A 9,377-nucleotide genomic window follows, 5' to 3' on the forward strand; every position below is an offset into this window, starting at 1 on the left:
TGTGCGGTAACTGTGGCAATACTGACAATGCAGATAACAATGCATCAAAGGTCATAAAGAAACGGGCAATTAACCTAATATTAGACACTGGAACGGTGTTGTCTGGCGATGGAGTTCTAATAACTCAAGCAGATAGTGGACGTGGAGGCAATCGTAAGACTAGCCGAGTCAAAAGCTCGACTAGCGGTGTCCAACGAAGCGTCAAAAAAGAAAGGTTAGTAGCTTAGGCTATTATCTTGGAAGCTCGATGCCTTTAGGCGCGAGTAGTTCACTTTCCCTTTTAATATCAATTGAAAGGTATTTATAGTTCACGCCTTTAGCATTGTCAAAAAATGAAAACATAATGATAAATAATTAATTTTTATATTTGTTAACTGATAGCAGAAAATCAAACACAAGACCTTCATCCAACAACTGAGTTTCACCGGTGAAACTTTAATTTTAGCGGCTAAAATAATGGGGTATCACACTTTGACCTGCAATACCCCCTACCTAACAATTAACCTATTAAACTTATAACCAATTGGGCTACAGAAATTAGGGAAATTAAATTAATAGAAAACCTTCCTTCTACTTTCACTTTATAATGAATATCTATTTTCATTCGCGTGCTCATTAATATTGATAGTGCCCCAACCGCAGTGTAATCTTAAATTGCCGTAAAAGATTGGCGGTTAGAACGTGGCATCCATGCCATTTTACTATCGTTGATTTTCAACCAGGCCTCGTGCCTGGTTACCTTCATTTTTTATGTTTCTTTGATACTAACAAAATTTTTTAACTATCTGCGGCGCTGAAAAAATTAACCTGTCGCCTTAGTTCCGCTTAATCATAATTTAACGCATAGCACTTTTACGAATAAGCAAAAGGTGAGTATTTATTAAAATAATTGCCGGTGTATCTACCATTTCACATTAAAAACAGGTGCGGCGGCACTCTAGGTTACACTGTCGTATTAACCTAGAGGCCTTGCCATGTAAGCGCTAATAACGAATTGCACACGGGAAAGTTACACGCGTGATGTGAACGGTACTTTTGAACGGACTCGATAAAGTTATTGAATAAACAGGTCTGATAAACACAGCCGTACGTATTGCTATCTGTGCGTTGCTAATTTAGAAAAGTCCCTGACACGTTAATTAGATGGTACGCCCCACCCATTAGCTAAACTCATAGTGTTGGCTATTACAGGAGGAAACCATCATGTCAGTTGCAAAAGTCATAGGTATTGATTTAGGTAAATCAACCTTTCACCTAATTGGTCACGATTATTCTGGTCGTGAAATATTTCGTCATAAATACTCCAGAGCAAAGTTAGTCGATTTTCTATCTGTCCAAGAATCAACAGTTATTGCAATGGAAGCTTGCTGCGGTGCTCACTGGTTAGCAAGGAAATGCAAACAATTTGGACATGAGGTTAAGCTAATACCAGCTCAATATGTTAAACCTTATGTTAAGACCCATAAGAATGATTACATTGATGCAGATGCGATTGCAGAAGCTGCAACAAGGCCAAACATGAGGTTTGTTTCAGTCAAAACAGAAGAAGCTCAACTAGGTATAGTTATTAGACGTGTTCGTTCTGGCTATATTAAAGAAAGAACCGCCTGTATGAACCGAATTGGCTCGATACTACTGGAATTTGGACTTAGCTTTCCGAGAGGCCATCATCAAATGAAAAACTTGTTCCAATGGATAGCTGATCAAAATGAAGTGTTGCCACCGCTATTGATTGCAGAGCTAACAACTCAATATGAATATTACAATCAACTAAATGTGTGGATTAAAGCTCAAGAAGATAAGTTATTAGCGTTAAATAAAGAAAACGATATAGCTAAGTTATTACAAACAATTCCAGGTGTTGGACCTATGACTGCATCATGCTGTATATCAGCAGTTGGTAGTCCACAGGATTTTGATAATGGACGTAATTTTGCCGCTTGGCTGGGGTTAGTGCCATTTCAATATTCAACGGGAGGAAAGCCCAGAATGCTAGGTATTTCTAAGCGAGGGAATAAGGAGCTTAGAGAGTTATTTATTCACGCAGCTCGTGCCGTTATGTGGCGAGATAAAACAGCAGAAAAGTTCTTTGGAACATGGTTGATAGATTTAAAATGTCGAAAGCCGTTTAATGTGGCGCTTGTAGCTTTAGCAAATAAAATAGCAAGAATAGCTTGGTCTGTAATGACCACGAAGAAGCCTTTTGAAATTAGAGTTTAAGTCAGTTTGCATATGATAATTAATGATGACAAAACGGTTAGACCACCAGATTGAAGACCTTGTGGACAGTTCAGCAAGAAAAATGCTTTCTCGTTTTTGAGGACAATCTGGCGCAGATCTCATCGTAGAGCTGGGACTAATGTTAGTCTCTAATAGACTCTGAATACATTAGCGCAAACCATCTCCGTTATTTTTAGTTATTAACTTGCAAAACGGGGCGTACCATACATTCTGTCCAAAGACGAGTTTTATCTTTGGTCAAGATTGTGGCTGCTCAAACCATCTATTATGACTTTTAATACTCAAATACTCAAATACTCAGTTGTAGCTCGATTGAGATTTGGTAGTAGAAATTATTTTGAACCTTTATCAAATTTACCCGTTCGATTCTTACACAAATTTAATTAGAAGAGTGTCAGTAGAACCCTTCTTAATACCATTAGAATCAATACCTAAAGCCAAAGTCATCACCAGAAATAATGGGAGGTGTAGGTTTAATTATTAAAACAGTGAATACACAGATTAATTTATAAGGCTGAATTCTAATCTTGACAATTTTTGATACTATAATAACAAATTTAACTGATGATGTTATTTTTTTGTTACTATAATGGCAGTCTCATTCATCATCGGTGATGGCTTTTATATTGTCTCTTGATGAAGTAATCTTCAATACCACTTTATATATGTTACAATAGTAACAAATAATGTCATTGTACATGCTATAATTGATACTATAGTGACAGGTTTGGAGGTATTTATGTTATCCCTTTATACTGCTTATGATTTGCAGATGGATCTTAAAGAGTTTATCAAGTCAGCTCGAAAAAAAGACAAACTCAGTGTTCAGAAGTTAGCCGATCTCTCTGGCGTGCCTTATGCGACGATCCGAAAGTTTGAGTCATCCGGTAACATCTCATTACGTCAGTTTCTAATGCTTTATGAGACCGTCGGAGACTTGAAAAAAGTGAAAGAGCTAACAAAGTCGTGTGAACCTGAATTTAAATCAATAGAGGATGTGCTACGACATGCTTAAATCTGCCCTAACCGTAAAGCGTAAGCTTAGCACTGGTGAAAAGGTGCTTGTCGGCAAGCTTGTTGAAAATAGTCAACAAAGCTTCTTTCAATTTGACGAGACGTATTTAAACGCTCACTCTACTTCTTTGGCCCCGTTCAATTTAAAAGCAGACACAAGCCTACAAGTTGCGCCTAGAAAACCGCATTATGGCATCCATGGAGTTTTTGCAGACAGCCTCCCTGATGGTTGGGGTCTTTATCTCATGGATCGTGTATTTAGGCAGAACAATCAGAACCCAAAAACAGTTACCGCTTTAGAGCGTTTGGCCTACCTTGGTGAGAGATGTATGGGGGCGTTGAGCTATGAGCCTGAGTTCGATTTACTTGATGAGTCCAAGGGTTCAATTGATATTATTACCCTCGGTCGAGCTGCGATTGAAGAATTTGAAGGCACTGAGTCTGCTTTGCTTGAGCACTTGATGAAAACGGGGGGATCGGGTGGTGCTAGGCCAAAAATGAACGTTACGCGTTTATCGAATGGTCAATATTCAACATTAGACGACGTACAAGGAACAAAGCTTATAGTAAAGCTTACATCTGAAAAGTTTGACTTGAAGCACTCTGAATCAATAGTTGAATATTGCTACATGCAAATGGCTCGTAATGTTGGCATTGAGGTTCCTGAGTTTGATTTAATTGATGCGGGTAATGGGAGATATTGGCTAGAGCAGAAGAGATTTGATTGCACAGAACAAGGCGGTCGAATTCATATGATTTCTGCTTGTGGGTTATTAGATGCCCCATTTCGAGAACCATCTTTGGACTATGTGGATTTAGTAAAAGCTACGCGCATCATGTGCAGTGTTACAGAGTCACAGAAGCTTATTAAGCGTTGCATGTTTAATTATTTAACTGTTAACCAAGATGATCATAGTAAGAACTTCAGTTTTCTTGCTAGTGACTCCGATAACTGGACGCTATCACCTTTCTACGACATTGTTTACAGCCCTAATCCTTACAAAGAGCATATGACGGCTTTTGGTGGCAATGGCCAAACACCAAAGAATGTACTAAATCAGCTAGCTGCTCAGTCGGGGTTGTCTTCAAAAAAAGCGATTATGACTATGGCTGAAGAAATATTTGAAGCAACGCGTTCGTTTAGGCATGAGGCCAAGCATTTGGGTTTGTCATCTAATCTAATCAAAGAGATTGATAATGATATGATAGAAAAATTTAAGGCGCTTTAAGCACAGGATAATTAAAATTGTCATGCCTTATTTTGCAAATGTCAGATAAGTTGAGATGATCTATACTATTTTTAGCCCAAAATAGGAGCCGCCTGTTAAGGCCCATACCAAAAGTATGAAAGCTGACTTATCTGACTAATTTCGGTGCCAGCTTCATCATAATTTAGCTTGTTTTTATGTTGAATGGGACTAAACCAAAAGTTAACCGGTTTACCATTTTCCACTTTCTTAAAAGCTATTTGAATTTGTGTATTAGCATACAACTCTTCATGAGGATGATATAAATCACCGATAGACTCGTATCCTTCAGGTGTTGTAAACATTACCTTATAATAACCTGGTCTATAGCTATACTTTTCCTCAATCAATACTTTTACACTGTAAAAATTTGGTATTACAAAGGTTCTGCTATCCAAGCATGACACACTATTGTCTTTAACAATAAAATGTCTACCAGGGTGAGATTTAAGGTCTGTATTTGCTTCAAGCGTATCCGGGTAAGTAAATCCACTTTTATGGCCAAACATTCCTTTTAATGACTTCTGTCTATCTTTATAGCTAGAGTTAATCTCAGTACCATTTAGCATGATCACATCGTATAAGCAGACTGAGCCATCATCGAGGATATACGTTTCTAAAACGCCACTTTCAAAGCTTCCAATTGCAACTTTAGAGGCAAGCATTTCCTGAATGTTTTTGTCTAATGTGAAAGCATTACCTTTAATATCTACAGCTTGTATTGAATTAATCGATTCTTGGCCAAGTTTTATATAAGCCCGCTTACCTTGCTGTACAGGAATAACAACAGGGTCATTTATTTTGCTAAGCTGTTCTGCAAAAGGCACGTCAAAGTCACACTTATACATAGGAGGCTTAAAATTGCTAAATGGCAAACACGGAACTTTAGTCTTTAATTGCTCGATAGGTTTATATCCATCAATAACCCTAGTTCGAAGCATGTTAGAGTAGTTCATTCGAGCAATACCAAGGCAGTCGAATGGCAAGCGAGCCGTTTCTTTCATATAACTTATTTTTTGCTGGCCATAATACTCTCGAACTTCAAACTGTGTTTCGTCATCGCTTGCGTAAAATGCAATTTCACGCCAGTTCTCACGCTTTCCCGATTTATTTAAAATTTCTGACTCAACTTTAATCATTCAGATAACTCCAAAATCAAGGTTATAAAATTCGCACTGTTCTTCTGATGCTTCATTCATTTCGGTATCTTCATTACTCACTTGGCGGTTATGTTGGCCTAGTACGATAATATTTGCAGGTGGTTCAATGATGTCATCTAGTTTTTTTAATGCTTCTTCAAGTTCTCCACCTTCTGTTGAAACGTACTGTGAAGTAATTACGCAGCTAGCAAACTTATCGTTATTAGCCTCTTTGTAGTACTTAAAGAAATCAGAGTAATATGAAGTTAATCGGCTTTTTAAAACGGGTAAGATTGGATGGCTAATTACGCTATCCTGCATGTTCAGTGTTTTCAAGGCACGAAGAATTAATGCAAAACCAGCCCATTCAAGTGTATTGTTGAATACATCCATACCCCCAAATACTTTGTTTTGCCATGCATCAAAAGCAGAGTGCATTTCATACTCATCCATATACCAAACTTTGCTTGTACCATTTTCAAACTCTAATAATAAATAGCAACCAGAGTATGAAGCCTCCTGAGTGCTATCGCCTTTAACGTGAGATACTTTGTTTGAGCTAACATCAATTGCAAACTTATCGTTGTCATAAACCACTGCAAGTTCATAGCTTTTTACAATACCTTGAGTTTCAAGGTAGGCAATTACATTATCTGTATTTAGTGCAGGAAACAGACAATATGCAGTAGTGTAGGGATGTTTCCTAACTCTTATGTCTACTAGGTTAAGCAGCTCAGGACTCAGAGAGCCGATCAACATATCCATTTCTTTAATTGTCGCAACAACGTCATCTAGGGCGCACTCTTTAATTAAAGCGGAATAATGAGAATGTGAAGCCAAGTTGAACAATGTTTCCCACTGTTTAATATTGTCTGAAGTAGATTTGATTAGCTTTTCAATTTGAACTGATAACATTAGTACGCCTCACGTGAATAAGCACTTTCGAATTGTTCTTCATAAGCTTGGTGATTGGAGCTGTGCTGACAATCTTGATCATCAAACAAAATTGGGTCATTCATAACACTATCTCTATAAATACAAGGGCAGAGAGTCTTCCAGTGACGTTTAATAAGGGTTTTCTCCCTCATTTGATCCACATGCACTGAAAGCCACGCTTCATTGCCCATCGCCTTACCTTGCTCTTCAATAGCTAAAATTTCTTCAGGAGGCATAACTGTAGTCTTAAAAGAACCATCAATTAGCTCAGTTTGACAATAGCCACCGGCTAATTGTCCACGCATTGCTTTAGATAGAACGGTTGTAGTGTGGGTAACTTTTGAATTTACACCGTTGTATTGGAAAGTGTCTTTTTCATAAAAAACATTCGCATTAATTTGTTTTACTTTTCCAGAACGGTAAGCAAGTTTAAGAATTCCCTTGTAGCCTAATCCTAATTGAGTCACATATTGGCCTGATGATTCACTATACTCAGTTTTTAAAAAGCAAAGCTGCTCAGTAGGGCAAAGTGAAAGGCCTATTTTTGCAGCTTTTAAAAATGAACTGATTACGGACTCAACTGGAGTGTACGGGAAGCTGTATTCTACGTTTAATCCAGACATAACGATTTGATAGACGTAGTTTAGCTCTGTATTAAAGTCAAGCTTATAACCATTTTCGGAAAGATAAGCATCAAACTGGCCTTTGCATGCTGTTAATTTTCCATACAATAAATTTTGATATTCTTGAAGTGATAAACTCATAACGCTCACCGTTGAACTTGGATATGTAATTAGAATATTTGATTTAAAAAATCGCGCTTATTACCAGTCAATAACAACGACCTCATCGTTTTTGGTGTATCCATACCAGTTTTCGCTATCTAAACATTCTTTAAGGGTTGCAATTGCTTTCTTCATGTCATTATGAGCAATCATCTGGCGGGTACGTTTCAACTCAAAAATCTCGCATATATCAGCCTCTAAATATTCAACACCGATAAAAGCAAACAATTTAACGGGAATACCTGCTAAATTCGCAACATACTTATAGAAACTCTCTTGAACGTCATATCGAAGGTCTCGGCATTGGAATCTAAACTTATTTGGATTGGCTGAACGAGTAGACTTAACATCACTGGCAATTGCATGCTTGTTAATGTAATCGAATTTTACTTTAAGCATTAATCCAGAGTCAGGATCTCGCGCTATTACAGTAAGTTCCGCAAAACCATTTGAAATTAATCGCTTAGCTCTAGCGTGAGATTTGAATGTATCCAAAATTCTATGGGCGTCATCCCAGACTAAACCATCTATTGGTGTCTTATGGGTTATGTGTGAAAGCGCTCCATCGTTGAAAGCAGCTAATAGGCTAGAACACTTATTATTTTCGACCATTTTTACAGCTTCGTTGTAGGCTTTGACTCCAGCGCCTTTTATTATGGATTTCGCAATCAAATCATCAAAAATTAGGGTGTTTGGTTTAGCATCTAACAAGCGCTTAACTAACTCTGATTTAGTGCCTGAGACCTTTTGACCTGCGGCTTTTAATGCGTCCTTTAGCTCAGCACTTGTGTGAAGCGCTGTAGGATACTCAATGGCAAGAGGTACACGGAAATAGCGATCATAAAAACCAATTGGCTCTAATATTAACTCGTGACCATAAGTGCCAGTATCAAGAGTGTTTCTTTGTGCAGCAGTTCGTTTTCTTTCCTCATTAGAAAAATATTGACGAAATACATGAGCTGGTGTGTTTTTCGCTAACTCTTTAATCAGAGATGAGCTATGAGCATCTAATTCGTGGTAAACAGAATTTGGCACACCGCTATAAATACCTTCAACAAGATCACCATTAGAGTCCAAAAAGTTTGGATTACCTAAATCATCGTATGCAGGCAGAATAGTGTTAAACCATTCAGTAGGTTTTTCTGTTTCTTGAACTTTTAGATTTGCTGATGCCATGTTCTTGCCTTGCTCTACTTATTTAAAGTAGTAACATCATGTCATAGAGATTTTTTCGTGCTGAACTGAAGAAGAAAACCTATCTTCAAAGTTAATGATGAGAATTGAGCGCGATCTTTAATTTTATATTTTCAGATAGTTAAGTCATTTAGAAAGTATATAGTTTGACTCTGAGGTGCTTGCATCACACTTTCACTCTAGCTATGCTGAATTTTCAATAAGTTATAGCGGTATAATATGTCTAGGAAGATTGGCCATACTGAGGTGCAGTATCGTAAGAGGATTAAAGAAGGGCGTGGTACAGGCGAGTATCAGAATTATAAGCCTTGGTTAACGGCTTATGATGCGCCATCCGATGGTCGTGTACATCGAGTCTTTGGTTATAAATCCAAACGAACACACCACTCATTATCCGATCTTGACCTATCCATGTTCTACTTGCTTGAGTGGCGGCAAGATGTGCTGCAAGTCAAAGAGCAGTTTCCGCTTGAACGCAATATAACAATAGAGCTTGCTGAATCTACTGGCATCAAATATCCAAGTGTTCGAGGTATTGACCAATACTTACCAAGTGACTTTCTTGTTGAAATAACCTCATAGATTAACCACTTTTTATTAACTATATTAGCAAGTTAGTGACATACCGCTAAAAAAGACCCCAGCGTTTAGCCTTGCCCTCACTGCTACTATATAATAACGCTCAAGTATTTTGCGCGAATTCAACCCCGAAGTGCACCACTCGCTAAATTAGGCCGCATTGCGTAATTCGTTAAACACAACGACAGGCTGTTTGTAACCTAGGCACTTTCTAGGTCTGGCGTTTAGCGCACGTTCTATAT

General features: G+C 37.9%; 8 protein-coding genes. 4 read left to right on the forward strand and 4 right to left on the reverse strand.

The annotated features are described in order from the left end of the window. Positions 1 to 1,203 precede the first annotated feature (1,203 nt). The 3 genes from NH454_RS21830 to NH454_RS21840 all read left to right on the forward strand — a co-directional run bounded on the left by NH454_RS21830 (position 1,204) and on the right by NH454_RS21840 (position 4,484). The gene (locus NH454_RS21830) at positions 1,204 to 2,220 is read left to right on the forward strand and encodes an IS110 family transposase (RefSeq protein WP_063527454.1); all 1,017 of its coding nucleotides are present in this window, start codon (positions 1,204 to 1,206) and stop codon (positions 2,218 to 2,220) included. A gap of 760 nt (positions 2,221 to 2,980) precedes the next feature. Then, a complete protein-coding gene (locus tag NH454_RS21835; RefSeq protein ID WP_036973834.1) occupies positions 2,981 to 3,256 on the forward strand; it encodes a helix-turn-helix transcriptional regulator in 276 nt (91 codons plus the stop codon). After that, positions 3,249 to 4,484 (forward strand): type II toxin-antitoxin system HipA family toxin, encoded by a 1,236-nt coding sequence (locus tag NH454_RS21840; protein ID WP_063529795.1) that lies wholly within the window; start codon positions 3,249 to 3,251, stop codon positions 4,482 to 4,484. The genes NH454_RS21835 and NH454_RS21840 overlap by 8 nt, the downstream gene beginning before the upstream one ends. Before the next feature lie 95 nt (positions 4,485 to 4,579). Here NH454_RS21840 and NH454_RS21845 read toward each other — a convergent pair whose 3' ends face one another. From NH454_RS21845 to NH454_RS21860, 4 genes are read right to left on the reverse strand one after another with little or no spacing between them, the layout of a single operon-like run. Further along, positions 4,580 to 5,641 (reverse strand): hypothetical protein, encoded by a 1,062-nt coding sequence (locus tag NH454_RS21845; RefSeq protein WP_063529794.1) that lies wholly within the window; start codon positions 5,639 to 5,641, stop codon positions 4,580 to 4,582. After that, complete coding sequence (locus tag NH454_RS21850) at positions 5,642 to 6,556, reverse strand: hypothetical protein (protein ID WP_063529793.1); 915 nt, start codon at positions 6,554 to 6,556, stop codon at positions 5,642 to 5,644. Next, positions 6,556 to 7,341 (reverse strand): recombinase RecT, encoded by a 786-nt coding sequence (locus NH454_RS21855; protein WP_063529792.1) that lies wholly within the window; start codon positions 7,339 to 7,341, stop codon positions 6,556 to 6,558. Before NH454_RS21855 ends, NH454_RS21850 begins: the two co-directional genes overlap by 1 nt. A gap of 60 nt (positions 7,342 to 7,401) precedes the next feature. Beyond that, positions 7,402 to 8,538 (reverse strand): PD-(D/E)XK nuclease-like domain-containing protein, encoded by a 1,137-nt coding sequence (locus NH454_RS21860; RefSeq protein ID WP_063530435.1) that lies wholly within the window; start codon positions 8,536 to 8,538, stop codon positions 7,402 to 7,404. A gap of 237 nt (positions 8,539 to 8,775) precedes the next feature. Between NH454_RS21860 and NH454_RS21865 the strand changes: the two genes are divergently transcribed. After that, positions 8,776 to 9,138 (forward strand): TnsA endonuclease N-terminal domain-containing protein, encoded by a 363-nt coding sequence (locus tag NH454_RS21865; RefSeq protein WP_235374313.1) that lies wholly within the window; start codon positions 8,776 to 8,778, stop codon positions 9,136 to 9,138. The last annotated feature ends 239 nt before the right edge of the window (positions 9,139 to 9,377 follow it).

This window comes from Pseudoalteromonas sp. Ps84H-4 (assembly GCF_024124645.1).
Lineage (GTDB): Bacteria > Pseudomonadota > Gammaproteobacteria > Enterobacterales > Alteromonadaceae > Pseudoalteromonas > Pseudoalteromonas lipolytica_C.